26 protein-coding genes and 1 tRNA gene are annotated in these 25,386 nt (G+C 65.5%); 21 read left to right on the top strand and 6 right to left on the bottom strand.

What is annotated here, in order from left to right; genetic code table 11:
* The first annotated feature begins 79 nt into the window (after positions 1 to 79).
* The 10 genes from ABD923_RS07655 to ABD923_RS07610 all read left to right on the top strand — a co-directional run bounded on the left by ABD923_RS07655 (position 80) and on the right by ABD923_RS07610 (position 9,673).
* Positions 80 to 964, top strand: coding sequence for a PaaX family transcriptional regulator C-terminal domain-containing protein (locus ABD923_RS07655; RefSeq protein WP_259550090.1), 885 nt, complete (start codon positions 80 to 82; stop codon positions 962 to 964).
* Positions 965 to 1,126: 162 nt separating this feature from the next.
* Positions 1,127 to 2,332, top strand: a complete 1,206-nt coding sequence (gene pcaF / locus ABD923_RS07650; RefSeq protein ID WP_259550089.1) for a 3-oxoadipyl-CoA thiolase — start codon at positions 1,127 to 1,129, stop codon at positions 2,330 to 2,332.
* 16 nt (positions 2,333 to 2,348) lie between these two features.
* The gene (gene paaA / locus ABD923_RS07645) at positions 2,349 to 3,353 is read left to right on the top strand and encodes a 1,2-phenylacetyl-CoA epoxidase subunit PaaA (protein ID WP_259550088.1); all 1,005 of its coding nucleotides are present in this window, start codon (positions 2,349 to 2,351) and stop codon (positions 3,351 to 3,353) included.
* Positions 3,354 to 3,432: 79 nt separating this feature from the next.
* Positions 3,433 to 3,717: a 1,2-phenylacetyl-CoA epoxidase subunit PaaB gene (paaB, locus tag ABD923_RS07640; RefSeq protein ID WP_025312458.1), complete on the top strand. Its 285-nt coding sequence runs from the start codon at positions 3,433 to 3,435 to the stop codon at positions 3,715 to 3,717.
* On the top strand, positions 3,717 to 4,571 hold the full coding sequence (gene paaC / locus ABD923_RS07635; RefSeq protein ID WP_259550084.1) for a 1,2-phenylacetyl-CoA epoxidase subunit PaaC: 855 nt from the start codon (positions 3,717 to 3,719) through the stop codon (positions 4,569 to 4,571). Before paaB ends, paaC begins: the two co-directional genes overlap by 1 nt.
* Before the next feature lie 12 nt (positions 4,572 to 4,583).
* Complete coding sequence (paaD, locus tag ABD923_RS07630; protein ID WP_259550083.1) at positions 4,584 to 5,108, top strand: 1,2-phenylacetyl-CoA epoxidase subunit PaaD; 525 nt, start codon at positions 4,584 to 4,586, stop codon at positions 5,106 to 5,108.
* A 20-nt stretch (positions 5,109 to 5,128) separates the two neighbouring features.
* On the top strand, positions 5,129 to 6,205 hold the full coding sequence (paaE, locus tag ABD923_RS07625) for a 1,2-phenylacetyl-CoA epoxidase subunit PaaE (RefSeq protein ID WP_259550081.1): 1,077 nt from the start codon (positions 5,129 to 5,131) through the stop codon (positions 6,203 to 6,205).
* 19 nt (positions 6,206 to 6,224) lie between these two features.
* The gene (locus tag ABD923_RS07620) at positions 6,225 to 6,980 is read left to right on the top strand and encodes a Phenylacetic acid catabolic protein (protein WP_259550080.1); all 756 of its coding nucleotides are present in this window, start codon (positions 6,225 to 6,227) and stop codon (positions 6,978 to 6,980) included.
* A 15-nt stretch (positions 6,981 to 6,995) separates the two neighbouring features.
* Positions 6,996 to 9,056 carry a phenylacetic acid degradation bifunctional protein PaaZ gene (gene paaZ / locus ABD923_RS07615; RefSeq protein ID WP_259550079.1) on the top strand — a complete coding sequence of 687 codons (2,061 nt, stop codon included), beginning with the start codon at positions 6,996 to 6,998 and terminating at the stop codon, positions 9,054 to 9,056.
* Positions 9,053 to 9,673: an acyltransferase gene (locus ABD923_RS07610; RefSeq protein WP_259550078.1), complete on the top strand. Its 621-nt coding sequence runs from the start codon at positions 9,053 to 9,055 to the stop codon at positions 9,671 to 9,673. Before paaZ ends, ABD923_RS07610 begins: the two co-directional genes overlap by 4 nt.
* Here the strand turns inward: ABD923_RS07610 and ABD923_RS07605 are convergent.
* From ABD923_RS07605 to paaG, 4 genes are all read right to left on the bottom strand, one after another.
* A complete protein-coding gene (locus ABD923_RS07605; RefSeq protein WP_259550077.1) occupies positions 9,657 to 10,256 on the bottom strand; it encodes a TetR/AcrR family transcriptional regulator in 600 nt (199 codons plus the stop codon). The two genes, ABD923_RS07610 and ABD923_RS07605, sit on opposite strands and share 17 nt — an antisense overlap.
* 99 nt (positions 10,257 to 10,355) lie before the next feature.
* Positions 10,356 to 11,666, bottom strand: a complete 1,311-nt coding sequence (gene paaK, locus ABD923_RS07600) for a phenylacetate--CoA ligase PaaK (protein ID WP_259550076.1) — start codon at positions 11,664 to 11,666, stop codon at positions 10,356 to 10,358.
* A gap of 29 nt (positions 11,667 to 11,695) precedes the next feature.
* Positions 11,696 to 12,121 (bottom strand): hydroxyphenylacetyl-CoA thioesterase PaaI, encoded by a 426-nt coding sequence (gene paaI, locus ABD923_RS07595; protein ID WP_259550550.1) that lies wholly within the window; start codon positions 12,119 to 12,121, stop codon positions 11,696 to 11,698.
* A 14-nt stretch (positions 12,122 to 12,135) separates the two neighbouring features.
* Positions 12,136 to 12,930 carry a 2-(1,2-epoxy-1,2-dihydrophenyl)acetyl-CoA isomerase PaaG gene (gene paaG / locus ABD923_RS07590; protein WP_259550075.1) on the bottom strand — a complete coding sequence of 265 codons (795 nt, stop codon included), beginning with the start codon at positions 12,928 to 12,930 and terminating at the stop codon, positions 12,136 to 12,138.
* 105 nt (positions 12,931 to 13,035) lie between these two features.
* Between paaG and paaN the strand changes: the two genes are divergently transcribed.
* From paaN to ABD923_RS07555, 7 genes are all read left to right on the top strand, one after another.
* The gene (gene paaN, locus ABD923_RS07585) at positions 13,036 to 14,691 is read left to right on the top strand and encodes a phenylacetic acid degradation protein PaaN (protein WP_259550074.1); all 1,656 of its coding nucleotides are present in this window, start codon (positions 13,036 to 13,038) and stop codon (positions 14,689 to 14,691) included.
* A gap of 37 nt (positions 14,692 to 14,728) precedes the next feature.
* Positions 14,729 to 15,877 (top strand): ABC transporter substrate-binding protein, encoded by a 1,149-nt coding sequence (locus ABD923_RS07580; RefSeq protein ID WP_259550072.1) that lies wholly within the window; start codon positions 14,729 to 14,731, stop codon positions 15,875 to 15,877.
* Between the two features lie 87 nt (positions 15,878 to 15,964).
* Positions 15,965 to 16,837 carry a branched-chain amino acid ABC transporter permease gene (locus tag ABD923_RS07575; protein WP_259550070.1) on the top strand — a complete coding sequence of 291 codons (873 nt, stop codon included), beginning with the start codon at positions 15,965 to 15,967 and terminating at the stop codon, positions 16,835 to 16,837.
* A 2-nt stretch (positions 16,838 to 16,839) separates the two neighbouring features.
* Positions 16,840 to 17,796, top strand: a complete 957-nt coding sequence (locus ABD923_RS07570) for a branched-chain amino acid ABC transporter permease (RefSeq protein ID WP_259550069.1) — start codon at positions 16,840 to 16,842, stop codon at positions 17,794 to 17,796.
* The gene (locus ABD923_RS07565; protein ID WP_259550068.1) at positions 17,793 to 18,578 is read left to right on the top strand and encodes an ABC transporter ATP-binding protein; all 786 of its coding nucleotides are present in this window, start codon (positions 17,793 to 17,795) and stop codon (positions 18,576 to 18,578) included. The genes ABD923_RS07570 and ABD923_RS07565 overlap by 4 nt, the downstream gene beginning before the upstream one ends.
* Positions 18,565 to 19,266: an ABC transporter ATP-binding protein gene (locus tag ABD923_RS07560; protein WP_259550067.1), complete on the top strand. Its 702-nt coding sequence runs from the start codon at positions 18,565 to 18,567 to the stop codon at positions 19,264 to 19,266. The genes ABD923_RS07565 and ABD923_RS07560 overlap by 14 nt, the downstream gene beginning before the upstream one ends.
* Before the next feature lie 2 nt (positions 19,267 to 19,268).
* Positions 19,269 to 21,278 carry a 3-hydroxyacyl-CoA dehydrogenase NAD-binding domain-containing protein gene (locus ABD923_RS07555; protein ID WP_259550066.1) on the top strand — a complete coding sequence of 670 codons (2,010 nt, stop codon included), beginning with the start codon at positions 19,269 to 19,271 and terminating at the stop codon, positions 21,276 to 21,278.
* 693 nt (positions 21,279 to 21,971) lie between these two features.
* Here ABD923_RS07555 and ABD923_RS07550 read toward each other — a convergent pair.
* Together ABD923_RS07550 and ABD923_RS07545 are read right to left on the bottom strand one after the other, a co-directional pair.
* The gene (locus ABD923_RS07550) at positions 21,972 to 22,193 is read right to left on the bottom strand and encodes a hypothetical protein (RefSeq protein ID WP_259550065.1); all 222 of its coding nucleotides are present in this window, start codon (positions 22,191 to 22,193) and stop codon (positions 21,972 to 21,974) included.
* Positions 22,194 to 22,760: 567 nt separating this feature from the next.
* Positions 22,761 to 22,838, bottom strand: a tRNA-Cys gene (locus tag ABD923_RS07545).
* Between the two features lie 109 nt (positions 22,839 to 22,947).
* Here ABD923_RS07545 and ABD923_RS07540 point away from each other — a divergent pair.
* The 4 genes from ABD923_RS07540 to ABD923_RS07525 all read left to right on the top strand — a co-directional run bounded on the left by ABD923_RS07540 (position 22,948) and on the right by ABD923_RS07525 (position 25,385).
* Positions 22,948 to 24,114 (top strand): integrase family protein, encoded by a 1,167-nt coding sequence (locus tag ABD923_RS07540; protein WP_259550064.1) that lies wholly within the window; start codon positions 22,948 to 22,950, stop codon positions 24,112 to 24,114.
* 164 nt (positions 24,115 to 24,278) lie between these two features.
* Positions 24,279 to 24,479 carry a helix-turn-helix transcriptional regulator gene (locus ABD923_RS07535; protein WP_259550063.1) on the top strand — a complete coding sequence of 67 codons (201 nt, stop codon included), beginning with the start codon at positions 24,279 to 24,281 and terminating at the stop codon, positions 24,477 to 24,479.
* Positions 24,476 to 24,934 (top strand): hypothetical protein, encoded by a 459-nt coding sequence (locus tag ABD923_RS07530; protein ID WP_259550062.1) that lies wholly within the window; start codon positions 24,476 to 24,478, stop codon positions 24,932 to 24,934. The genes ABD923_RS07535 and ABD923_RS07530 overlap by 4 nt, the downstream gene beginning before the upstream one ends.
* A 205-nt stretch (positions 24,935 to 25,139) precedes the next feature.
* On the top strand, positions 25,140 to 25,385 hold the full coding sequence (locus ABD923_RS07525; RefSeq protein WP_259550061.1) for a helix-turn-helix domain-containing protein: 246 nt from the start codon (positions 25,140 to 25,142) through the stop codon (positions 25,383 to 25,385).
* Position 25,386: the final 1 nt, after the last annotated feature.

Below are 25,386 nucleotides of genomic sequence, written 5' to 3'. Positions count from 1 at the left end.
CAAGGTCTCAGGGCGCTTTTGCGTTGGGCGCAACTGCTCTACGTTCCGGTGACAACAGCCGGTCGCGATTCCAACGAACATGACGTCAGACACATTCGACACGAGCGATGCGGCGGCGGACTTGCTGGCCACGTGGGTCGCGCAGCCGCCGCGAGCGGCGCGGTTCATCGTCACGATCTATGGCGATGTCGTGGTGCCGCGCGGCGGCATCCTGTGGATGGGCACCTTGATCGAGATCGCCAATGCCGCCGGGCTGAGCGAGTCGCTGGTGCGCACGGCGGTTTCGCGGCTGGTGGCGGCTGGCCAGCTGATCGGCGAACGGGTGGGACGGCGCAGCTACTACCGCCTTACCGACCGCGCCCGGATCGAGTTCGCCGCCGCCGAACGGGTGCTGTTCTCGGGGCACGACGATGCCGAGGGCTGGGTATTTTTCGTGCCGGAGAACCCCGACACGCCCGCGCCCGACGGGTTTGCGCCCATCGCTAAGGGGGTGTGCCTGGGCCCGGCACGGCCCGACCAAGCCTTGCCGCCCGGACTGGTGTTTCAGAGCCAACTGGCCAAGGGCGTGTCGATGCTGCCTGACTACGCTGTGAAGCACTGGGACTTGCACGATGTGTCCGACGCCTATGCACGCATGATCGCGCGGTTCGCGCCCATGGCCCAGATGTACGCGGCGGGCGCGCGCCTGTTGCCGCGCGACAGCCTGGTGGCGCGTCTCATTCTGGTCGACGATTTCCGCGCGGCCTTCCTGCGCGACCCGCGCCTGCCCGCCGCGGCCTTGCCGGCGGACTGGCCCAGCCGGCAGGCGCGGGCGCTTTTCGCGTCGCTCTACCTTGCCTTGAGCGATTCCGCCGATTCGCATGTCGGCACCACGTTTCGCGACGCGGCGGGCCTGTTGCCGGGCGCAACCGTGCAGACCCGCAGCCGGCTTGCGACCCTGTCGGCGCAACGAAGCCCTGGGTAAACCCCCGGTTTGTCGGGCCGTTGAGCGCCGGACCGGTGCCGCGCAAAAGCATCACTAAATCGGTGAAAAAAGATTTTGTGTGTGATGTTTTCTCGTGTATAAGGTGACCGAACGGTCGGTCAAAGTGAGATCTTGCCCGACCTGTAAGGGGAGGAATTCTGAATGTCGGATGCTTTCATCTGCGATGCGGTGCGTACGCCAATCGGGCGCTACGGCGGGGCGCTGGCCTCGGTCCGGGCCGATGACCTGGCCGCGCTGCCGCTCAAGGCGTTGATGGAGCGCAACCCGCAGGTGGACTGGTCCAAGGTCGACGATCTGATCTATGGCTGCGCCAACCAGGCGGGCGAGGATAACCGCAATGTCGGCCGTATGGCGGTGTTGCTGGCGGGCATGCCCGTTGCCGTGCCGGGGACCACGATCAACCGGCTTTGCGGGTCGGGCATGGACGCGGTCGGCATGGCCGCGCGGGCGATCCGGGCGGGCGATTGCGACATGGTCATCGCCGGCGGGGTCGAAAGCATGAGCCGCGCCCCCTTCGTCATGCCCAAGGCCGAGGCCGCCTTTTCCCGCGCCAACGCGGTCTATGACACGACGATCGGCTGGCGCTTTCCGAACCCGAAACTGCATGACGCCTACGGCACCCATTCGATGCCGCAGACCGCCGACAACGTGGCCGAGCAATTCGGCATTTCCCGCGCCGATCAGGATGCTTTCGCCGCCCGCAGCCAGGCGCGCTGGGCCGCCGCGCAGCAAGCCGGGGTGTTCGGGGACGAGATCGTTCCCGTGCATGTGCCACAACGCAAGGGCGAGCCGCTGATCGTCGATACCGACGAGCATCCGCGCCCCGGCACCACGGTCGAGACGCTGGCCAAGCTGCGGGGCGTGAACGGACCCGATCTGACGGTGACGGCCGGCAATGCCTCGGGCGTGAATGACGGGGCCGGTGCGTTGGTCATCGCCTCGGAGGCGGCGGCGCGCGCCCAGGGCCTGACGCCCAAGGGACGGGTCGTGGCCATGGCCGCCGCCGGGGTCGAGCCGCGCATCATGGGCGTCGGTCCCGCACCCGCCGTGCGCAAGGTTCTGGACCGCGCAGGCATGACGCTTGACCAGATGGACCTGATCGAGCTCAATGAGGCATTCGCAGCCCAGGCGCTGGCCGTTCTGCGGGATCTGGGTCTGCCGGACGATGCAGACCATGTGAACCCGAACGGCGGCGCCATTGCCATGGGGCACCCCCTTGGCATGAGCGGTGCGCGATTGGTGACGACGGCGCTGTATCAGCTTCACCGCACCGGCGGGCGCTACGCGCTCTGCACAATGTGCATCGGGGTGGGGCAGGGGATCGCCCTTATCGTGGAACGCGTGTGAGCAGGAGATAGCCAAGATGTATGCCCAGATGGTCAAGACAGACGCCAGCGACATCAAGAAGCATCACCAGATGACGCCCGAGGAACGCGCGTTCCAAGAGCGGGTGGACCGTGGTGAAAAGATCGAGCCCAAGGAATGGATGCCCGAAGGGTATCGCAAGACGCTGATCCGCCAGATCGGTCAGCATGCCCATTCCGAGATCGTCGGCCAGCTGCCCGAGGGCAACTGGATCACCCGCGCCCCCACGCTCGAGCGCAAGGCGATCCTGCTGGCCAAGGTGCAGGACGAGGCCGGGCATGGCCTCTACCTCTACTGTGCGGCCGAAACGCTGGGTGTCAGCCGCGACGAGCTGTTGGAAAAGCTGCACAGCGGCAAGATGAAGTATTCGTCGATCTTCAACTACCCGACGCTGAACTGGGCCGATATCGGCGCGGTCGGCTGGCTGGTCGATGGCGCGGCAATCATGAACCAGGTGCCGCTGCAGCGCACCAGCTACGGCCCCTACAGCCGCGCTATGATCCGCATCTGCAAGGAAGAGTCCTTCCACCAGCGGCAGGGCTACGACATCATGATGAAGATGGCCCAGGGCACGCCCGAGCAGAAGGCGATGGCGCAGGATGCGCTGAACCGCTTCTGGTACCCGTCGCTGATGATGTTCGGCCCGTCGGACAAGGACTCGGTCCATTCCGCGCAGTCGATGGCGTGGAAAATCAAGATCAACACCAATGACGAGTTGCGCCAGAAATTCGTCGACCAGACGGTGCCGCAGGCCGATTACCTTGGTCTGACCATCCCCGACCCCAACCTTGCGTGGAACGAGGAAAAGGGCTGCTACGATTTCTCGGAGCCCGACTGGTCGGAATTCTACGATGTGCTCGCGGGCAACGGCCCCTGCAATAAGGAACGCCTGGGCGCACGGGTCAAGGCCTGGGACGACGGCGCCTGGTTCCGCGATGCGCTCAGCGCCCATGCCGAAAAGGCCGAGGCACGCCGCCGGTCGGCGATCCCTGCCGCCGAGTAAACCAGATCAGGCGCCGCGGGGCGCCTGAACCGCCAGACAAACGCAGTTTTTGCAACCCGCTCGCGGGAGGAGGAGAGTTATGTCCAGCGAATGGCCCCTTTGGGAGATCTTCATCCGAGGTCAGCACGGCCTCAACCACCGCCATGTCGGCAGCTTGCACGCGCCCGACGCCGAAATGGCGATCAAGAACGCCCGCGACGTCTATACCCGCCGCAACGAGGGTGTGTCGATCTGGGTGGTGAAATCGGGCGATATCACCGCCTCCAGCCCGTCCGACAAGGGCCCGCTCTTCGAGCCGTCGAACTCCAAGGTATACCGCCACCCGACCTTCTACGACATTCCCGATGAAGTGGGGCATATGTGATGCCGTCGCTGCCTGATATGACCACCCCGAATGTCGATGCCCTGGCCGCCGAACGTGCGGCCGGGCAGGGCGCCGCCGCCCCGGTCGAGATGACGCCGGATCTGCAGGCCGCGCTGGTCGAGTTCCTGCTGCGCATGGGCGACAACACGCTGATCCTCGGGCACCGGGTGTCGGAATGGTGCGGCCATTCGCCGGTGCTGGAGGAAGACATCGCGCTGGCCAACACCGCCCTGGACCTGATCGGTCAGACACAGCTTTGGCTGGGCCTGGCCGGCGAGATCGAGGGGCAGGAGCGGACCGCCGACAATCTGGCCTATTTGCGCGACGCCGCGCAATTCCGCAACGTGCTGCTGGTCGAACGCCCGAACGGCGATTTCGGCAACACGCTGATGCGCCAGTTCCTGTTCGACGCCTGGCATCACGTGATGCTGACGGCGCTGCAACGCTCGTCCGATCCGCGCGTGGCCGAGATTGCCGCCAAGGCGATCAAGGAAGTGGCCTATCACCTCGAACGCTCGGCCGATCTGGTGATCCGACTGGGCGACGGGACCGAGGAAAGCCACAAGCGCATGCAAGCGTCGCTGGAGGACAACTGGTCCTACACGGGCGAGTTGTTCGTGGCCGACGACAGCGACGTGGCCGTGGCCGAGGCCGGCATCGCGCCCGCCCCCGACAGCCTGCGGGCCGGGTGGGACGCGGTCGTGAACGACGTGCTGGAACAGGCGACGCTCAAGCGCCCCGAGGGCACCTATGTCCACCAGGGCGGCAAGCGCGGCATCCATACCGAGCACCTGGGATACATCCTGGCCGACATGCAGTTCCTGCAACGCGCCTATCCCGGCGCGACCTGGTAAGGGGGCAAGGCGATGCATCCGTCGACCCTGCCCTCGACCGAGCAGGTCTGGCGCTGGCTGTCAGAGGTGCCGGACCCGGAAATTCCGGTCATCAGCCTGACCGACCTGGGCATCATCCGCGACGTGGCCTGGGATGGCGACACGCTGGTGGTCACGGTCACGCCGACCTATTCGGGCTGTCCCGCGACCACGGTGATCAACCTCGATATCGAGCGGAAACTGCGCGACGAGGGGATCGGGAAGCTGCGGCTGGAGCGGCAGCTTTCGCCGCCCTGGACGACGGACTGGATCAGCGCCGAGGGCCGCGAAAAGCTGCGCGATTACGGCATTGCCCCGCCGGTCGACGGCACCGCCGCCGACGGGCGCCTGATGGCGCGGGTCGACCGGCTGTCCGGGTCCTCGAACCTGGTGATCGCCTGTCCGCATTGCGGATCGAACAACACCGAACGGGTCAGCCAGTTCGGCTCCACCCCCTGCAAGGCATCCTATCGCTGCAAGGACTGCCTTGAACCTTTCGACTATTTCAAATGCATCTGAGGATGCGGAGGTAACGCATCATGGCACGTTTCCATCCCCTCGAGGTCACCGAGGTGCGCCGCGAAACCCGCGACGCGGTTGTCGTCACGCTGAGGCCGCGGCCCGAGGACGTCGGGGCCTTCGATTTCACCCAAGGTCAGTATCTGACCTTCCGCCGCGACTTCGACGGCGAAGAACTGCGCCGCTCCTACTCGATCTGCGCGGGCAAGGATGAGGGCGTGCTGCGCGTCGGCATCAAGCGCGTCGATGGCGGCGCCTTCTCGACCTGGGCGAACGAGGAACTGGCCGCCGGCGCCGTGCTGGACGCAATGCCGCCGATGGGCAAGTTCTACACCCCGATCGAGCCGGACGCGGACAAGCATTACCTGGGCTTTGCGGGCGGGTCGGGCATCACGCCGCTTCTGTCGATCGTCAAGACCGTGCTGACTCGCGAGCCGAAGTCGAAATTCACGCTGGTTTATGCCAATCGGCAGGTCAGCTCGATCATGTTCCGCGAGGAGCTTGAGGATCTCAAGAACCTCTATCTCGGGCGGTTCTCGGTGATCCATGTGCTGGAAACCGAGGGGCAGGAGATCGACCTGTTCACCGGCCGCATCGACGCCGAAAAGATGACGGCACTGTTCGACCGCTGGATCGACGCCAAATCTGTCGACACGGCCTTTATCTGCGGGCCTGAGCCGATGATGCTGACCATCGCGGCCTCGCTGCGCGACCACGGCCTCAGCGACGATCAGATCAAGTTCGAGCTCTTCGCCTCGAGCCAGCCGGGCCGCGCCAAGGCCCGCCCGGTCAGCAAGACGGCCACCGGCACTGCCGAGTCGACCGAGGCGACCGTGACGCTGGATGGCGCCAGCCGCACCTTCCAGATGGAAACGCGCGACATGAGCATTCTCGATGCCGCGCTCGCCAACGATCTGGACGCGCCCTATTCCTGCAAGGCCGGGGTCTGTTCGACCTGCCGCTGCAAGGTGCTGGAGGGCGAGGTCGAGATGGCGATCAACCACGCGCTCGAGGATTACGAGGTGCGCGCGGGTTATGCGCTCAGCTGCCAGGCCATCCCGCTGACCGACAAGGTCGTCGTCAGCTACGACGAATGATCGCGAGAGGGAGGAACCCATGTCCGACACGATGAATATCGAAGACTACCTTGAACAGGGTGGGGTGTTGACCTCGCCGGCGAATGTGCCGGCCCGCTACCGGGGCGAGTTGCTGCGGCTGATGGGTTCGTTCGTCGACAGCGAACTGGCCGGATCGGCCGGGTTCGCCGCATCGATCAACTTTGCCCCCGGCATCAAGGAACGCATTTCCGCCAGTCGCATCACGCTGGAAAAGGCCGACCATGCCGAACGCGTGCTGGACGTGATGGGCAGTTTCGGCACCGACACGGGCCGCTATCAGAAACAGCATGACTGGGCCGCCCGCGTCGCACGCGATGCCGAGATCGGCACCATGCGGACCGGCGGCGATATGCGCCTGTCGGTCTTTCACTACCCGATCATCGGCTGGACGGACGCGGTTGTGATGAACGTGCTGATGGGCCTGGCCACCGGCGTTCAGATGACCGAGTTGACGCGCCTGTCCTATGCGCCGCTGGCCGAGGTGTTTCGCGAGATCGCCCCGCGCGAGGCCCGCCATGCCGAGTTGGGGATCGAGGGGCTGACCCGTATCGCCGCCACCGAAGAGGGGCGCGCCGAGGCCATGCAGTCGATCGCCTATTGGCGGCCGCGCGTCGCGTCGAGTTTCGGGCTTGCCGGCTCGCAGCGGTTCGAGACGCAAAAGCGCTTTGGCCTGCGCCGCACCCCCAACGAGGACCTGCTGGCCGCCTGGACCGATCGGCTCGACACGCAACTGTCGGCGCTGAACCTGACCTGAACAAAGGAAGACCCGATGACTATCACGACCAGGGCCCCGCGCCGACTGGAAAGCTATGTCTGTGGGGAATGGACCCGCGGCGCGAAGGACGGGGTCCCCCTGCTGGATGCCGCGACGGGCGATCCCGTTGCGCTGATTGACGCGACCGGCCTCGATTTCGGGGCCGCGCTGGACTGGGGCCGCGACCGGGGCGGGCGGGCGCTGCGCGCGATGACCTTTCACGAGCGCGCCCTGATGCTCAAGGCGCTGGGCCAGGCCCTGATGGGCATGAAGGAAGAGTTCTACGCCGAGAGCCTCGCCACCGGCGCCACGCGTGCCGATGCCTGGATCGATATCGAGGGCGGGATCGGCACGCTGTTGACCTTTGCCTCCAAGGCGCGGCGCGAATTGCCCAACGCCCGTGTCCTGACCGATGGCGAGGTCGAGCCGCTGTCCAGGGATGGCAGTTTCGCGGGCCAGCATATCTATACCCCGCTGCAAGGCATCGCGATCCATATCAACGCCTACAATTTCCCCTGCTGGGGGATGCTGGAAAAGATCGGGCCGAACCTGCTGGCCGGCGTGCCCTGCATCGTCAAGCCCGCCTCGCAGACCGCCTATCTGACCGAGTTGATGGTGCGCCGGATGATCGGCACCGGCATTCTGCCCGAGGGCGCGCTGCAACTGGTCAGCGGCTCGGCCGGGGACATGCTGGATCATGTCACCGGGCAGGACGCGATCACCTTCACCGGCTCGGCCGCGACCGGGCGCAAGCTCAAGACGCATCCGGCGGTCATCGAGAACGCCGCGCGTTTCACGATGGAGGCCGACAGCCTGAATGCCTCGGTTCTTGGCCCCGATGCCGCGCCGGGCAGCGAGGAGTTCGACCTGTTCGTCAAGGAGGTCGCGCGCGAGATGACCGTCAAGGCGGGCCAGAAATGCACCGCGATCCGCCGCGTGATCGCCCCGCGCGCCCATGTCGATGCGCTGGTGGCGGCGCTGTCCGAGCGTCTGGGCAATGCGGCGCTTGGCAACCCGGCGGACGAGGGCGTCCGCATGGGGCCCTTGGCCAGCCTCGACCAGCGCGTCGAGGTGCGTGACCGGATCGCCGCCTTGCGCGCCGATGCCGAGATCGTGGCCGGAAACCCCGACGATGTTCGCATCGTGTCGGGCAATGCCGAGAAAGGTGCCTTCCTGAACCCGGTGCTGTTGTATTGCGACACGCCCTTTGCGGCGCAGGCGGTCCACGATGTCGAGGCGTTCGGCCCGGTCTCGACCGTCATGCCCTATGACACGATGGACGAGGCGGTGGAGCTGACCCGACGCGGCAAGGGCTCGCTCGTGGCGTCGGTCTTTACCGATGACAAGACGGTTGCCGAAGAGATGGTGATCGGCATGGCGCCCTTCCATGGCCGGGTTCTGATCGGCAATCGCCGCTCGGCCAAGACCTCGACCGGCCATGGCTCTCCGCTGGCGCCGCTGGTGCATGGCGGGCCGGGCCGCGCCGGCGGGGGCGAGGAGATGGGCGGCATGCGCGGGGTCAAGCACTACATGCAGCGCAGCGCCGTTCAGGGCACCCCGCGTCTGCTGTCTGCGGTCACGGGCCGCTGGATCGACGGGGCCGAGGCGCAGCAGGGCACGCACCCGTTCCGCAAACCGCTGTCCGAGTTGCAGATCGGCGATCAACTGGTCACCGCCACCCGCCAGATCACGCAGGAAGATGTCGAGCATTTCGCCGCGTTCACGGGCGATACCTTCTACGCCCATATGGACAGCGACGCGGCCGCCGCGAACCCGTTCTTCGACGATCGCGTGGCCCATGGCTACCTGATTGCGTCTTTCGCGGCCGGTCTCTTCGTCGATCCCGCACCGGGCCCGGTTCTGGCCAATTACGGCGTGGACAATCTGCGCTTTCTGACGCCGGTCTATTTTGGTGACACGCTACAGGTGCGCCTGACCTGCAAGGAGATCAATCCCCGCGAGACCGCCGATCACGGCGAGGTGCGCTGGGATTGCCAGGTCACGAACCAGGATGGCGCCGTGGTCGCGCAATATGACGTTCTGACCATGGTCGCCAAGACATGGCCGCAGGCATGAACCGCATCTACGCCTGGGACGGGATCGTGCCGGTCATCGACCCCGCCGCTTTCGTTCACCCCGAGGCGGTGGTGATCGGCGACGTGCTGATCGGCCCGATGTGTTATGTCGGGCCGGGTGCGGTGCTGCGCGGCGATTTCGGCCGGATCGTCCTGGAAAAGGGGGCGAACGTGCAGGAAACCTGCGTCGTGCATTCCTTTCCCGACAAGGATGTCGTCGTCGAGGAGGCCGGGCATATCGGCCACGGGGCTGTCCTGCATGGCTGCCATATCGGGCGCAACGCGATGGTCGGCATGAACGCCGTGGTGATGGACGAGGCGGTGGTGGGCGAAAACAGCATCATCGGGGCGATGGCCTTTGTCAGGGCGGGGGCGCAGATCCCGCCCAACAGCATGGCGGTGGGTTCACCCGCCAAGGTGGTGCGCGTGTTGACCGAGGATGAGATCGACTGGAAACGCCGGGGCACCGGCGTCTATCAGCAACTGGCGATGGAGGCGCGCGACAAGCTGCGCCCGGCCACGCCGCTGGCCGCGCCCGAGGAAAACCGCCGCCGGGTCACCGCGCCGGTTTACGATCCGCTGATCGTGGAACGCGCGCGGTTCAGCGCACGGCCTTGACGCCCTCGAGCACCAGGGTCGTCGCGATATCGGCGTAATCCTCGCGGGTGATCGGGCCGCCATCCTTGAACCACATGTAGACCCAGTTCATGATCCCGAACAGCGACATGGTCACCGGCATCAACAGGGGGCGTTCTTTGCTGTCGAGCGCGGGGTTCAGGTCGCGCAGCACCGCAGAAAACCGCCGCACGATCCGTCGCTCGATCGCGAACAGGGCGGCTTTCTGATCGTCGTTCAGGGCCGATGTCGCGTTCAGCTGCACCTTGTGCTCGATATCGGCGCCCCGGTAGCAGTCCAGCACCGTCCCGACCAAACGGCGCAGCCGCTGCCGCGGCGGCAGGGATGCATCATCGGCCCCGGCAATCGTTTCGTCCAGTTCCTGCAGATGCGTGTGGATGATCGCAAAGATCAGCGCATCCTTGCTGGGGTAATAGTGGTAGAGCAGCGCCTTCGACACGCCCGCCTGCTTTGCGATCAACGACATCGAAGCCTTGTCCATGCCCTGTTCGGCAAAGACCGCAGCCGCGTTGTGAAGGATGCTGCGCTGTTTGTCCTCGAAATCATCCGCCCGTGTTCGCGCCATAGCCGCTCTCTTTCGCCCCCTGCTCATCGTGCCTGCGTCTCCGCAGGCACGGTCTGATTGTCATATTGGGTTAATGACTTTCTGTCACCAACCGGCCGGTCAATTCTTCGGGCGGTTGTCCACCACCCGCTTGGCCTTGCCCTCGGAGCGGGCAATCGCCTCGGGGTCGCGCACGTCGATCCGGGTCGAGACGCCGACCACCGATTTGATGTGATGCGCCAGTTCCTTGGCCGACGCAGCGCGGGCGCCCTCGTCGGTAAAGTTGGGCGCGCATTCGACATGCACGGTCATGTTATCCATCCGCCCGTCGCGGCGCAGTTCGATCTGGAAATGCGGCGTCAGCCCCGCGCATTTCAGGATCTGTTCCTCGATCTGGGTGGGGAAGACATTGACGCCGCGCAGGATGATCATGTCGTCGCTGCGCCCGGTGATCTTCTCGATCCGCCGCATCGTGCGGGCCGTGCCCGGCATCAGGCGGGTCAGGTCGCGGGTGCGGTAGCGCACCATCGGCAGCCCTTCCTTGGTCAGCGTTGTAAAGACCAGTTCGCCCATCTCGCCATCGGGCAGAACCTCACCCGTGTTGGGGTCGATGATCTCGGGGTAGAAGTGATCTTCCCAGATATGCAGCCCGTCCTTGGTTTCCACGCATTCCTGGGCGACGCCGGGGCCCATCACCTCGGACAGGCCGTAGATATCGACCGCCTGCATGTTGAACGCCTCTTCGATTTCCTGGCGCATGGCGTTGGTCCAGGGCTCGGCCCCGAAAATGCCGACCTCGAGCGAGCTTTCGCGCGGGTCGAGGCCCTGGCGGCGGAACTCGTCCAGGATCGACAGCATGTAGGAGGGCGTGACCATGATGATGCGCGGCTTGAAATCGTGGATCAGCGTCACCTGGCGTTCGGTCATCCCGCCCGAGATCGGCACGACGGTGCAGCCCAGACGCTCGGCCCCGTAATGCGCGCCAAGCCCCCCGGTGAACAGGCCATAGCCATAGGCATTGTGCAGCATGTCGCCGGGCCGCCCGCCGGCGGCCCGGATCGAGCGCGCGATCAGGTTCGACCAATGGTCGATATCGTCCTTGGTATAGCCCACGACGGTAGGTTTGCCGGTGGTCCCCGACGAGCCGTGGATGCGCACCAGCTTCGTCTGCGGCACGGCGAACATGCCGAACGGGTAGGTGTCGCGCAGATCCTGCTTGGTGGTGAAGGGAAACTTCGCGATATCGGCCAGCGTCTTCAGCTCTTCGGGGTGGACGTCATGTTCGATGAAGCGGTTGCGATAGAAGGGCGAGTTCTCGAAGGCATGTTTCAGCGACCGCTTCATGCGGTGAAACTGCAGCGCCTCGATTTCATCGCGCGAGGCGATTTCGATCGGGTCGAGATCCTGGCTGCGGGGCGTAAGGTCTTGCATTCTGTCCTCCCTTGGAAATGCGGCGCCGGTCAGACCGGCAGATGCGTACCCGAGACGGTACGCGAATGGCCGCGAAACTCGGCCACATGCGCCCCATCCTGATTGGTGATGCGGATATCGTAGATGCCCGACCGGCCGCGGCGCGACACCTCGGTCGCGGTGGCGGTCAGCCGGTCGCCTATGCGAACGGGCTGCAGGTAGGTGACCGAGCAGTGCTGCGCGACCGTCACGGCATTGTAGCTGTTGCAGGCAAAGGCAAAGGCGCTGTCAGCCAACGTGAAGATGTAGCCGCCGTGGCAATTGCCATGCCCGTTCGACATCGCGCCCGTGATGGTCATCGACAGGGTCGCCGCGCCGGGGGCGACATGGTCCAGCACCATGCCGAGGCGCTGGCTGGCACTGTCATCGTTCCACATGGCCTGGGCCGAGGCCTCGGCCAGTTCCTGCGGGCTCATATCGGAGACGGCCTTCATGCGCCCTTGAACTCCGGCTTGCGCTTGTCGAGGAAGGCCGCGACCCCCTCGGCATAGTCGGCGCTGCGCCCGGCCGTCTGTTGCAGGTCGCGTTCCATGTCGAGCTGTTCATCCAGAGTGTTGGTCGCGGCGGCCTGGATCAGCCGCTTGGTCAGGCCAAGCCCCAGTGTCGGCCCCGCGGCAAGACGGCTGGCCAGGGCCATGGCCTCGTCCATCAGGGTGTCGTCGGGCAGCGCCTTCCAGATCATGCCCCAGGCGGCGGCGGTGTCGGCATCGACGGGTTCGGCGGTCAGCGCCAGCGCCTTGGCGCGCGGCTCGCCCAGGATGCGCGCCAGGCTCCAGCTGCCGCCGGCATCGGGGATCAGGCCGATCTTGGAAAACGCCTGGATGAAGCGCGCCGATTGCGCGGCCAGAACGATGTCGCAGGCTAGCGCGATATTCGCGCCCGCCCCGGCGGCGACCCCGTTCACGGCACAGATCACCGGCTTTTCGAGGCTGCGAATCAGCCGCAGCGTCGGGTTGTAGAAGGTCTCCAGCGTATGGCCGAGATCGGGGGCTGGCCCGCCCTTGCGCGGGTCGCGATCGCCCAGGTCCTGCCCGGCACAGAACCCGCGCCCCGCCCCCGTCAACAGCACCGCCCGGATGGCCGGGTCCTCGTGCGCGCGCTCGATTTGTACCCGCAGGGCAAGGTGCATCTCCTCGTTGAAGGAATTCAGCTTGTCCGGCCGGTTCAGCGTCAGGCACAGCACGCCCTGTTGCAGCTCGGCCAATACGGTTTCGGTCTCGGTCATCGCAAATCCCTCCCTCGGTGCTGCAATTCCAGGCACTGAAAAAAAACCTTGCATAGACCGACCGTCCGGTCAATGATAATCCATGCCAACGAGGGGGGAGCTTCATTGGGCACGTTATTCGAGCAGCATCGGGGGCTATTGGACGACGCGCAGCGCGCCCTGGTCGCGCGCGGTTTCTGGACGCCGTTCCCCGAGATCCCCAGCGGCAAGGTTTATGGCGAAACGGCCCGCGACGATGGCCAGGTGGCGTTCGATTCGGCGCTGGGCGCCGCTTTCGAAATGCCCGGTCATCCGCAGGAGCGCCGCGTCGGGGCCGAGGCCTCGCCCTGGGGGTTTGATCTCGATATCACCTATCCGGCTGCCGATGCGCCCGCGCTGATCGCGGCGTCGCAGGCCGCCGCACCCGCCTGGACCGAGGCCGGGCCAGAGGCGTGGGTGGGTGTCTGCCTTGAAATCCTGACGCGGCTGAACGCCATGAGCTTTTTCATGGGCCATGCGGTGATGCACACGACCGGGCAGGCCTTTCCGATGGCATTTCAGGCCGGTGGGCCGCATGCGCAGGATCGGGGCCTCGAGGCCGTGGCGATGGCCTGGGCCGAAATGTCCCGCGTGCCCGAGATGGTCCTTTGGGAGAAGCCGCAGGGCAAGGCGGCGCCGCTGGTCATCGAAAAGCACTGGCAGGTCGTGCCGCGCGGCGTGGCGCTGGTCATCGGCTGCAACACCTTTCCGACCTGGAACAGCTATCCGGGCCTCTTTGCCAGCCTGGCCACCGGCAATACCGTGATCGTCAAGCCGCACCCATCGGCCATCCTGCCGCTGGCCCTGACCGTCCGCGTCGCGCGCGAGGTTCTGGCCGAGGCGGGGTATCCGGCCGACGCCGTGCTGTTGGCCGCCGACGCGCCGGGGGGCGAGATCACGCAGGATCTGGTGCCGGACCCGGCCGTACGGATGATCGACTACACCGGCTCGAACGCCTTTGGCGATTGGGTGCGCAGTCATGCGGCGCGTGACACGCAGGTCTATACCGAAGAGGCCGGGGTCAACAGCATCGTGATTGCCGGCACCGACGATTTCGCCGGCATGTGCGCGAATATCGCTTTCTCGCTGTCGCTCTATTCCGGCCAGATGTGTACCGCGCCGCAAGACATCTTTGTTCCGCGCGGCGGCATCGACACCGACCTTGGCCACAAGAGCTTTGACGAGGTCGCACAGGGAATCGTGGCCGCCGTCGATGCGCTGCTGGCGGACCCGGCCCGCGCCTCGGGCGTTTGTGGCACCTTGGCCAATCCCGCGACGCTGGACCGCGTCGCGCAGGCCCGCGGCCTTGGCCGCGTGATCCGCGACAGCCAGCCCTTGGGCGAGGGGCGCAGCGCGAGCCCCCTGATCCTGGCGGTCGAGGCGGGCGAGACAGACGCACACGAGGCGGAATGCTTCGGCCCGATCTCATTCGTCGTTGCGGTCGACGATGCCGAGGCGGGCGTGGTCCGTGCCGCCGATCTGGCACAGCGCAAGGGTGCCATCACCGCCGCGCTTTACGACACCGACGAGGACAGGATCCCCCGCGTGGCCGCCGTCTTTGCGCGCGCCGGGGTGAACCTGTCGGTCAACCTGACAGGCAACATCTACGTGAACCAAAGTGCCGCGTTCAGTGACTTTCACGTCACCGGGGCGAACCCGGCCGGCAATGCCAGCCTGACAGATGCCGCCTTCGTCGCGAACCGGTTCCGGGTCGCGATGTGGCGTCGACCGCATGCGGCCTGAGGACCGCCTGCACCAGTACCAAAGGGAGGAGAAACCCATGACGACGAAGACCCTGACGACGACGGCCCTGACCGGTATTCTCGCATTCGGCCTTGCGGGTGTGGCGATGGCCGAAATTCGGATCGGCGCCACGCTTTCGGAAACCGGCCCGGCCTCGTTCCTCGGCGACCCCGAGGCCAAGACCCTGCGCATGCTGGTCGACGAGGTAAACGCAGCCGGCGGCATCAACGGCGAACAGATCGAACTGATCATGTATGACGACGCCGGCGACCCGAACCGCGCGCGCACTTTCGCCACCCGCCTGATCGAGGATGACGAGGTCGTGGCCATCATCGGCGGCACCACCACCGGCACCACCATGTCGATCATGCCGATGGTCGACGATGCCGAGATCCCCTTCATCTCGCTGGCCGGTGCGATCCAGATCATCGATCCGGTCCAGCCCTTCACCTTCAAGACGCCGCATACCGACCGCATGGCCTGTGCGCGCATCTTCGAAGACATGCAGGCGCGCGAGATCACGCGCATCGGCATGATCTCGGGCACCGACGGCTTCGGCGCGTCGATGCGCGAGCAGTGCCTGTCGATCGTGGGCGAGCACGGGATCGAGGTCGTGGCCGACGAACGCTATGGCCCGCAGGATGCCGACATGACCCCGCAGCTGACCAATATCCGCGGCGAAGAGGGCATCCAGGCCGTTCTGAACCCGGGCTTCGGCCAGGGCCCGTCGATCGTGACGCGCAACTACGCCCAGCTTGGCATCGACATGCCGCTTTACCAGTCGCATGGCGTCGCCTCGCAGGGCTTCATCGATCTGGCCGGCGCCGAGGCCGCCGAGGGTGTCCGCCTGCCGGGCACGGCGCTTCTGGTCGCCGATCTGCTGGCCGAGGACGATCCGCAATACGCCGTGGTTCAGGCCTATACCCAAGCCTACGAGGCCGCCTACGACATGCCCGTGACCACCTTTGGCGGGTATGCGCATGACGCCTTCCGCATCCTCGTCGATGCCATCGAGCGTGCCGGGTCGAGCGACCCGCAGGACATCCGCGACGCCATCGAGGCGACCGACGGTCTGGTCGGGACCACCGGCATCTACACGATGTCGCCCGACGATCACCTTGGCCTCGACATCACCGCCTTCCGGATGCTGGAAATCCGCGACGGCGGCTGGACGCTGGTCGACTGATCGCCAGAGACATCACGGCCGGGCGCGTTCCTGCGGCCGGCCATTTCCGGATCCCCCTAGCGTTGCCCGCCTGCGGAGTGCCCCGACATGTCTGAACTCATGCAATTTCTCTTTTCCGGCGTGACGGTCGGCGCGGTCTACGCGCTCGTCGCGTTGGGGTTCACCATCATCTACAATGCCTCGGACGTCGTGAATTTCGCCCAGGGCGAATTCGTGATGCTGGGGGGGATGATCACCGTTTTCGCCCATGCCGCCGGTCTGCCCCTGCCGCTGGCGGCGGTGCTGGCCATCGTGGTCACCGGCGCGATCGGTGTGGCCTTGAACAAGCTGGCGATCGAGCCCGCGCGCGGCGCGCCGGTGGTCTCGCTGATCATCATCACCATCGGGGCGGCCATTTTCATCAAGGGTGTCACCAAGCTGGTCTTCGACAAGCAGTTGCACCGCTTTCCGGCCTTTTCCGGCGACACGCCGATCCAGATCATGGGCGCGACCATCCTGCCGCAAAGCCTGTGGGTGATCGCGGGCGCCGTTGCCGTGTTCATCGGGCTGTGGCTGTTCTTCACCCGCACCCTGACGGGGCGTGCGGTGCTGGCCACCTCGAACAACCGCCTTGCGGCGCAACTGGTTGGCATCAACACCAAATGGGTGATGACGCTGGCCTTCAGCCTGTCGGCGGCCATCGGTGCGCTGGCGGGGGTGCTGGTCACGCCCATCACGCTGACCAGCTATGACGTCGGCATCGCGCTGGCGCTCAAGGGGTTCGCCGCCGCGATGCTGGGCGGCATGGGCAACCCCAAGGGCGCGTTGGTGGGCGGCATCCTGCTGGGCCTGCTCGAGGCGCTGACCGCCGGTTACATCAGCTCGCAATACAAGGACGCGGCGGCCTTCATCGTGATCCTGGCGGTGCTCTTCGTCATGCCCCAGGGCCTCTTCGGTAGCAAATCAATGGATCGGGTGTAATCATGCGTCTCAGTTCCAAACAGATCAGCCTTCTGGTGCTGACGGCGCTGATCGTGCTGGCACCCTTGTTCTTCCCCTCGTCCTTTTATTACCGCGTGGGCGCGCTGGTCTTCATCAACGGGCTGGCCGTGGTGGGGATCGTGATCCTGACCGGCTATGCGGGTCAGATCAGCCTGGGGCATGCGGGCTTCGCCGGGATCGGTGCCTATGCCTGCGCGCTGGCGCCGGAACATTTCGGCATCCATGTGGGCCTTGCCGCCCTGCTGGGGGCCGCGATCTCGGCGATCCTGGCCTATCTGGTGGGCCGTCCCATCCTGCGGTTGCAGGGCTATTACCTGGGGGTGGCCAGTCTGGGCTTTGGTATCCTCGTGGCAATGGTCCTGTCGAACGAGGCCGCGGTGACCGGGGGGCCGGACGGCATCCAGGTCGATGATCTGGGCCTGCGCCGCCTGCTGAACGATCTCGGCCTCAGCCTCAGCAATTCCGAGTTCTGGTATGCGTTCAGCGGTTTTGCCCTGCTGGTCGGGGCCTGGATCGCCCTGAACCTGCACAACAGCCCGACCGGGCGGGCCTGGCGCGCGCTGCACGGCTCCGAGGTGGCGGCCCGCACGGTCGGTGTCGACGTCGCCCGCCTGAAACTGCAGGCCTTCGTGGTCTCGGCGGTCTATGCCTCGGCCTCGGGCTCGCTTCTGGCGCTGCAGAACCGCTTCATTACGCCCGAGGTGGCGGGATACATGCACTCGATCGAGATGGTAACCATGGCCGTTCTTGGCGGGGCCGGGTCGGTTCTGGGCGCGATCTTCGGTGCGACCATCCTGACGGTGCTGCCGCAGGTGCTGACCGTCTTTGCCGAATACGAGATGATGATGCTCGGGCTGGTGATGATGCTTGTTATGATCTTCATGCGCGAAGGGGTTCTTCCGTCGCTCCTGCGCCTGTTCCGGGGGAGGGAAGAATGAGCCTTCTGTCAGTCGAAGGGCTGGGCATCGAGTTCGGCGGCCTGCGCGCCGTCCACGATGTCAGCTTCAACGTGAAACCGGGTGAAATCGTCTCGGTCATCGGGCCGAACGGGGCCGGCAAGACCACGCTGTTCAACATGATCTCGGGCGTCTACCTGCCCGGTGGCGGCAAGGTGGTGCTGGACGGGGAGGACGTGACCGGCATGGCCCCGCATCTGCTGGCGCGGCGCGGGTTGTCGCGGACCTTCCAGAACCTGCAGATCTTTCAGCAGATGACCGTCCTGGAAAACGCCATCGCGGGCTATCACCTGCAGGAAAGCGGCCATGTCCTGTCGGACATGTTCAACCTGCCATCGTCGCGCAAGCGGGCCAGGGCGGCGGCCGAGGGGGCCTATGCCCTGCTGGAACGGGTGCGCCTGTCGCGCGCGGCCGAGCAGGAGGCCGGCAACCTGTCCTACGGGGCGCTCAAGCGGCTGGAGATCGCCCGCGCGCTGGCGCTGAACCCGCGCGTTCTGCTGCTCGACGAACCGGCGGCGGGCTGCAACGCCGTCGAAACCGAGGAGATCGACACCCTCATCGCCGAGGTGGCGAAAGAGGGCGTCGCCATTCTGCTGGTGGAACATGACATGAAACTGGTGATGCGGATCTCGAACCACATCGTCGTGCTGGATCACGGCGAAAAGATCGCCGAGGGCGACCCGGCCACGGTCAGCCGGAACCCCGACGTGATCGCCGCCTATCTGGGAACGCAAGCCGAGGAGGCGACCCATGCTGACAGTTGAGGGGCTGCGCTCGCGCTACGGGCGGATCGAGGTGCTGCACGGGATCGACCTGACCGTGACATCGGGTGAGATCGTCACCGTGGTGGGGGCCAACGGGGCGGGCAAGACGACGCTTCTGCGCTGCCTTTCGGGGGTGCAGCCGGTCACCGCGGGGGCGATCACCTTTCGCGGCGAGCCATTTACCACGGTGCCGGCGCACCGGCGGTTGAAGCTGGGCCTGGCCCAGTCGCCGGAGGGGCGGCAGATCTTCACCAACCTCTCGGTCGAGGAAAACCTGCGCCTCGGGGCCTTCCTGTTCACCGATGGCCGCGTCGATCGCGACATGGAAGATGCCTTCACCATGTTCCCGATCCTCAAGCAAAAGCGCAACCAGGTCGCGGGCGGTTTGTCGGGCGGGCAGCAGCAGATGCTGGCTATTGCCCGTGCGCTGATGGGTCGGCCCGCCTGTTTGCTGCTGGACGAACCCAGCATGGGCCTCGCGCCCTTGCTGGTGCAGCAGATCTTCGATGTGGTCAAAGGGTTGAAGGCGCTGGACGTCACCGTCCTGCTGGTCGAGCAGAACGCCTTTGGCGCGCTGTCGATCGCCGACCGGGGCTATGTGATGGAAACCGGGCAGATCGTGATGGACGGCCCGGCCGAGGATCTCATCGCCGACCCGCGCATCCGCGAAGCCTATCTGGGGATCTGATCATGGTCGTTTCCATTGCCCGCGAGGGCGAGATCGCTGTCGTCACCGTCGACAACCCGCCGGTCAATGCGTTGGGCCACGCCCTGCGCCAGGGTCTGTGGGAGGCCGCCGAAACGCTGGATGCCGACCCCGACATCCGCGCGGTCGTGCTGATCTGTGCGGGGCGCACCTTCATCGCCGGGGCCGACGTGACCGAGTTCGGCAAACCGCCCGTGCCGCCGCATCTGCCCGACCTCGTTGCGCGGATCGAGACGGCGGCCAAGCCCTGGGTCGCGGCGATCCACGGCTCGGCCCTTGGGGGCGGGTTTGAGGTGGCGCTTGGCTGCCGCTTCCGCGTGGCGCTGGCCGATGCGTCTGTCGGCCTGCCCGAGGTGACGCTGGGCATCGTACCCGGCGCGGGGGGCACCGTGCGCACCCCGCGGCTGGTGGGCGCGGAACAGGCGGTGGCGATGGTGACCACGGGCAAGCCGGTCAAGGCCCCCAAGGCGCTGTCGCTGGGCCTGATCGACACACTGATCGAGGGCGATCTGCGCGCGGGCGCGGTGGGTTTCGTCACCCAAGCGCTTGCGCTGCCATTGCCCGCGCCGCTGTGTGATCGGCCTCCGTCGGCCCCTCCCGGGGGGTTCTGGGCCGAGCAGGAAACCACCGTTGCCAAGGCCGCCAAGGGCGCGGCTGCCCCCTTGCGGGCACTGGCCTGCGTGAAACGGGCCGTGACGGGCGATTTCACAAGCGCGCTGGCCTTTGAACGCGAGACCTTCCTTGATCTGCGCGGCTCGGAGCAAGCGGCGGCGCTGCGCCACGTGTTCTTTGCCGAACGCGCCGCGCCGCGTCCGAAATCCCTGCAGGGGGTGACGCCGCGGTCGGTGGCCACCACCGCCGTGATCGGCGGCGGCACCATGGGGGCGGGCATTGCCGCTGCGCTGCGCAACGCCGGCCTGCCGGTGGTGATGGTGGAACGCGACGACGACGCGCTGGAGCGGGGCCTTGCCAATCTGGGCGGCATCTTCGACGGCGCGGTCAAGCGTGGCCGCCTGACGCCCGAGGGGCGGGCGGACCGCATGGCCGGCGTCACCGCAACAACGGATTACGCCGGTCTGGCCGATGTCGATCTGGTGATCGAGGCCGTGTTCGAGGAAATCTCGGTCAAACGCGCCGTGTTCGCGCAGTTGGGCGCGGTCTGCCGCCCCGACGCGGTGCTGGCCACCAACACCTCCTACCTCGATCCGCGCGACATCGCGGCGGGCCTGCCGACACCCGAGCGCTTCATCGGCCTGCATTTCTTCAGCCCGGCCCATGTGATGAAACTGCTGGAAATCGTGCCGACCCCCGACACCGCGCCCGAGGTGCTGTCCACCGGGTTTGCCTTGGCCAAGCGATTGGGCAAGATGCCCGTCCAGGCCGGGATCTGTGACGGGTTCATCGGCAACCGCATCCTCAAGCATTATCGCGCCGCGGCCGAGGACCTCGTGCGCGCGGGCGTCCCGATTGCCGAGATCGACGCCGCCATGCGCGGGTTCGGCATGGCGATGGGGCCGTTTCAGGCGCAGGATCTAGGCGGCTTGGACATCGCCTTCCTCCAGCGCGAGGGCGCGCGCGCCCGCGGCGAGAACGTTCCTCCCACGCTGAGCGATATCCTTGTGCGTGCGGGCCGCAAGGGCCAGAAATCCGGCGGCGGGTGGTATGATTACACGCCGGGCGACCGCACGCCGCAGCCCTCGGACGCGGTGGCCGACCTGCTGGCCGGCGAGGTCCAGCCAGGGCCCGCGATGGACCGCAACGCCATCGCCCGCCGTCTTGTGGCCGAAATGGCCGAAGAGGCGGCGTCGATCCTTGCCGAAGGCGTCGCAACGCAGCCGTCCGATATCGATCTGGTCAAGATCCACGGCTACGGCTTTCCCCGCTGGCGGGGCGGGCCGATGTTCCATGCCATGCAACGCGGCGCCGAGGGGCTGACGCAGGATCTGGGACACCCGCCCTCGGACGCGCTCATGGCATTAGTAGGCGAGTCATGACGGCCGCTTCCGGCCCTCGGATCCGGGGCAAACCCGACCGCGAACGCAGGCCCGTCGCAACCCGATCGCCCGAGGAGTTCATTCGGTCTTGCGAGAGAAACCGTTCTTGAGGCGGGGCAGGGGCGCATTGGCGTCTTGACGCAACCCAACCTGTTCAAGTGGTCATAGTCCGGCCCCGTGATCATCGGCTTGGCGGTGATGCCTTGCGTCCGTTTTCCGCTTTGGCGCGGCGAAATCGATGCTTCGCCAATGCCGCAACGGACACGGAAATGAAGCCAATTTGAGCCCAGGTTACTGGATGCTGCACCCTGCACCAATGTCGGATTCTGGGGCTGCGGCCAAAAAACGTGACAGAATCAAACCGAGTTTCGCCAAGGGTTTGTGGCACAAGGTTCTTCAACGCTTGCGGGCGCAACTCCACCCATGTCAAATACGACCCTTTTTGAGGCTGGCTTGTCGGGACACCCTTGTCGGAAGCCTGCCGCCATTCAACTCACTTGGTCAGCAGGACGGCCATATAGTATATTCCTGCGATAAACGCCTGGCCAAATACTCACAGCTCAGGCTTTACCTCTTGAAAAATTGTTCCACTGTAAAACTGATTAATGTTCAATGTGGAGGTGTCCTTGATCATGCTGCGATGAAATTTTTCAAATCTTGATGGTAGGTAAGCCAAAGAAGATAATTTCTGCCTCAATCATTATCACGATAATCAATAACAAAAAGAACGAAGCTTAAAACAAGGCAAGCGACAAATATAATTCTTACCGCAATGCCGGCTTCGGCCAAAAAAATGAAAGTCGATATAAAACTATAAATCATAAAAAGTGAGAAAAAGGGGATGAGGAATCCAAATACAAAAATTGCCAGTGATGGGTTGGCGGCCGGAAACCCACGCTCTTTGCGTCGCCACATCTTAAATAGCCTGATGTAAAACACAGAACACCTCCGAGTTGATGGACGGCTTTAGCGACAATGCAATGGTCAATTGGATCGACCACTTGCATTGATCAAAAAGCCATGGATCGACTCATTTGAAATATATGCTGGCCTGGATGGAGTTGCAACTGCAGTCGCCGCAGTCGTGGCTGGGGGGCTTGGAGGTTTTGCCGAATGGGAAATTGAACAAGCACTGCGTGCAATGCCTGAAATGTCAAAGTAGCAAGACACTGTGTCGGGATTTACTTCAGCTGGTGAATGGATTTCTCAAGACGGTCTTGCTACATATGGTTATATGGAGGCGTTAATAGCCGACTTCCCTGAGAATGCTCACGAAGCTATATAAAATATGGTTGATTTCATCGCTGACGCACTCGTTGGTGTTTTGACTTCTTTGAAACCCCGCCTCCTTCCCCACTTGTGCTCGATCTCGACGGCGATGGCATCGAATTGATGTCGCTGGATGGCAGCATCATAGGGCGTGTGTCCCACTTTGTGTCCCACTCGGCCGTCAAGCCGCGAAGCCTATGATTTAGAATGAAATGGAGGCGAGTACCGGAATCGAACCGGTGTACACGGATTTGCAATCCGCCGAACGGCCGTAACCGGTGGCAATTCGTCGTCACTCGGGGGCGTACGGTCCCTTGATAACAAAGTAGAATCTGTCCCGTAGCACCACCCGGCGTCATCCGGCGTCAACCCAGAAACTGTACTCGGGACCGTACTTATCATGGCCATATTCAAGTTCACGGAGGCGCGCGTCAGGGACCTGCCGCTCGGCTCGGGCATCCACCGCGACACCGAGGTCAAGGGCCTCATGTGCATCGCCCACAAGACAACCCGCACCTACGCCGTCCAAGGAGACGTGCGGCGCAACAAGAGACTGGTCCGTTCGGTCAGGGTCAAGATCGGCAAGACCGACCACATCCGCCTGGCCGAGGCCAGGAAGAAGGCCCGCGAGCTGATGAACCAGATACAGAGCGGGGTGGACCCGACCGCGGGCCCCGAGGAGAGCGGGATAACCCTGGAGCAGGCGCTTGAGGCCCACCTGTCCGAGCGCGACCTCCGCGAGCGTACCGCCAGCGACTATCGATACCACGTCGAGAAGTACCTGAGCCGCTTTCGGCGTCGGGCCGTGGCTGACATCTCACGCCAGGACGTCCGAGACCTCTACGACCAGATGCGGACGCGCAACGGGCCGACCGTGGCGGCCGGGGTCATGCGGTCGCTGCGTGCCTTGGTAAACACGGCGATGCGGCTGGACGAGACGATCAAGCGGAACCCGGTCGAGGCCGTTCGGGTGCCGCAGCCCAAGCGTCGGCGCGTCGGCGAGCTGGACGTCGGGGAGTTCTGGCTCCGCACTGGTGACATGGCACCCTGCGCACGGGACCTCGCAAGGGCGTTCCTGCTGACGGGCGCACGCCGCTCGACTCTGCTGTCGATCCGGCGCGAAGACGTCGACCTCGAACGCGGCGTCCTGCGGTTCGGCCACATGAAGACGATGGAGGAGTGGGCTTTCCCGATGGGCCCGCACCTGACCCGCATGGTGGCGGAGAGGATGGAGGCGGACGTTCCGCTATGCAGCGAATGGCTGTGGCCCTCTACAGTCAGCAAGACCGGTCACGTCGAGGCCCCGCGTCGGCGGGAGGGCGTGCCGAGCCCGCACGAGCTCCGGCACCATGCACGGACCCTGATGATCGCCGCCGGCGTGCCATACGCGGAGTCCGCGCTGCTGCTGGGCCAGCGTCTGCCCGGCGCCAGCGGCGGCTACGTGCACCAGGCGCACCTCGTCGAGGCGCTCCGACCGCACGCCGCGGCCTACGAGGCCCTGATCCTGCGGGAGGCGGGCGTCGCACCCGTTAACGTGGTCCAAATGGACCGCGCGGTGGGGGCCTGAGCGCTCGAAACAATAGTCCCCAAGCGGCCCTCGGGCGCGTATTCTGCTTGCATCGGGTGACACAGACCGACCCCGGATGACGAATCGGGGCCGGGGCCTCACCCACCGAACCCACAATCGAGCACACCGACGACGCGGGGTCTCCCCGCGCGAGGAGGACTTGCATGCAAGCACAATCGAACAAGACCACGGCCAGCCCGTGGATGACCACCGAGCAGGCCGCCGCCTACCTGAGCGTCTCAGGCGGGACCATGCGCAACTGGCGCTCACGCGGCGAGGGCCCGCGATACCACCTGCTCGGTGGTAGGCTGGTGCGGTACGAGGTGGAGGACCTCGACGCCTACATGCGGGAGGGCGCGGCGTGATCCGGACGCGCTCCTACGACCAACAGCGCGAGCCCGACCCCGACTACTCTAACGAGGAGGAGCGTGCAGTGCTTGCGGAGCGGATGCTCGAAGTAGTCCCCGAGATCAGGTCGATGGAAGCCTGCGACGGGATCGTCGAGGCCTGCTACCGCGTCGGCTTCAACGGCATGGACTGCCACACGCTGCGGCTGATCGCCCGCAGGCTCGGCCGGTTCCCCGTGTGTGTGGAGACCCTGGACGTGACCGACGGGAGGCCACGGACCGTTCGCGTGCATCTCGACGACGCCGCCGGGGCGTTGCGTTCACCACCGGACGAGAACGCCGACTTCTGGGAGGATCCGGTCCTGGTCGAGGAGGCCAAGCGCCGGGCACCGCGGGAGTGGTCGAAGGTGGAGGCGCGGCTTGAACGTGAGGCGCGACGCATAAGGCGCGACTTCGACCGTTCGCGTCCCTAAACCGCGCCAGCCCGACCACCAGCGCCGGAACTCGCCAAGGCCGCCTCGCCGCCCGGCGGTCTGCCAGCACTTGGAGCGCGGGCTACCCACGTTGGCATACGCGGGCGCGTCCGCGCGGCATCGTTTCAGAGAGAGTGAGCCGGTCGCCCTCACCGCCTGACGACGACCGGCCTCTTGATCCACCATGCGAGATTAGGAAGACCACATGACTGAGAAGAACAATACCGCCACGGCCGTCCCCGCCGTACCCTCGTTCGCCCCGGGACCCGACCTCCTGACCCCCGCCGAGGTCGCCCGGATGACCGGCCACACCCTCAACACCCTGGCGCAGTACCGATCGCGCCGGCTGAAGGGCCGGGACGCGCTCGGTCCCGACTTCGTCAAGGTCGGCCGCGAGCCCTACTATCCGCGTGCCGCCGTCGATGCATACCTCGCGGGACGGCGGGGCTGAG

Origin of the sequence: [Roseibacterium] beibuensis (genome assembly GCF_039542305.1) — a bacterium.
GTDB lineage: Bacteria > Pseudomonadota > Alphaproteobacteria > Rhodobacterales > Rhodobacteraceae > Roseibacterium > Roseibacterium beibuensis.
This window is presented reverse-complemented; position numbering and strand designations above follow the sequence as displayed.

Excerpts from the sequence above, each read along its gene's own strand:
- ABD923_RS07655 (WP_259550090.1), top strand. The coding sequence starts at position 80 with ATGACGTCAGACACATTCGACACGAGCGATGCGGCGGCGGACTTGCTG.
- pcaF (WP_259550089.1), top strand. The coding sequence starts at position 1,127 with ATGTCGGATGCTTTCATCTGCGATGCGGTGCGTACGCCAATCGGGCGC.
- paaA (WP_259550088.1), top strand. The coding sequence starts at position 2,349 with ATGTATGCCCAGATGGTCAAGACAGACGCCAGCGACATCAAGAAGCAT.
- paaB (WP_025312458.1), top strand. The coding sequence starts at position 3,433 with ATGTCCAGCGAATGGCCCCTTTGGGAGATCTTCATCCGAGGTCAGCAC.
- paaC (WP_259550084.1), top strand. The coding sequence starts at position 3,717 with ATGCCGTCGCTGCCTGATATGACCACCCCGAATGTCGATGCCCTGGCC.
- paaD (WP_259550083.1), top strand. The coding sequence starts at position 4,584 with ATGCATCCGTCGACCCTGCCCTCGACCGAGCAGGTCTGGCGCTGGCTG.
- paaE (WP_259550081.1), top strand. The coding sequence starts at position 5,129 with ATGGCACGTTTCCATCCCCTCGAGGTCACCGAGGTGCGCCGCGAAACC.
- ABD923_RS07620 (WP_259550080.1), top strand. The coding sequence starts at position 6,225 with ATGTCCGACACGATGAATATCGAAGACTACCTTGAACAGGGTGGGGTG.
- paaZ (WP_259550079.1), top strand. The coding sequence starts at position 6,996 with ATGACTATCACGACCAGGGCCCCGCGCCGACTGGAAAGCTATGTCTGT.
- ABD923_RS07610 (WP_259550078.1), top strand. The coding sequence starts at position 9,053 with ATGAACCGCATCTACGCCTGGGACGGGATCGTGCCGGTCATCGACCCC.
- ABD923_RS07605 (WP_259550077.1), bottom strand. The coding sequence starts at position 10,256 with ATGGCGCGAACACGGGCGGATGATTTCGAGGACAAACAGCGCAGCATC.
- paaK (WP_259550076.1), bottom strand. The coding sequence starts at position 11,666 with ATGCAAGACCTTACGCCCCGCAGCCAGGATCTCGACCCGATCGAAATC.
- paaI (WP_259550550.1), bottom strand. The coding sequence starts at position 12,121 with ATGAGCCCGCAGGAACTGGCCGAGGCCTCGGCCCAGGCCATGTGGAAC.
- paaG (WP_259550075.1), bottom strand. The coding sequence starts at position 12,930 with ATGACCGAGACCGAAACCGTATTGGCCGAGCTGCAACAGGGCGTGCTG.
- ABD923_RS07580 (WP_259550072.1), top strand. The coding sequence starts at position 14,729 with ATGACGACGAAGACCCTGACGACGACGGCCCTGACCGGTATTCTCGCA.
- ABD923_RS07575 (WP_259550070.1), top strand. The coding sequence starts at position 15,965 with ATGTCTGAACTCATGCAATTTCTCTTTTCCGGCGTGACGGTCGGCGCG.
- ABD923_RS07570 (WP_259550069.1), top strand. The coding sequence starts at position 16,840 with ATGCGTCTCAGTTCCAAACAGATCAGCCTTCTGGTGCTGACGGCGCTG.
- ABD923_RS07565 (WP_259550068.1), top strand. The coding sequence starts at position 17,793 with ATGAGCCTTCTGTCAGTCGAAGGGCTGGGCATCGAGTTCGGCGGCCTG.
- ABD923_RS07560 (WP_259550067.1), top strand. The coding sequence starts at position 18,565 with ATGCTGACAGTTGAGGGGCTGCGCTCGCGCTACGGGCGGATCGAGGTG.
- ABD923_RS07555 (WP_259550066.1), top strand. The coding sequence starts at position 19,269 with ATGGTCGTTTCCATTGCCCGCGAGGGCGAGATCGCTGTCGTCACCGTC.
- ABD923_RS07550 (WP_259550065.1), bottom strand. The coding sequence starts at position 22,193 with ATGTGGCGACGCAAAGAGCGTGGGTTTCCGGCCGCCAACCCATCACTG.
- ABD923_RS07540 (WP_259550064.1), top strand. The coding sequence starts at position 22,948 with ATGGCCATATTCAAGTTCACGGAGGCGCGCGTCAGGGACCTGCCGCTC.
- ABD923_RS07535 (WP_259550063.1), top strand. The coding sequence starts at position 24,279 with ATGCAAGCACAATCGAACAAGACCACGGCCAGCCCGTGGATGACCACC.
- ABD923_RS07525 (WP_259550061.1), top strand. The coding sequence starts at position 25,140 with ATGACTGAGAAGAACAATACCGCCACGGCCGTCCCCGCCGTACCCTCG.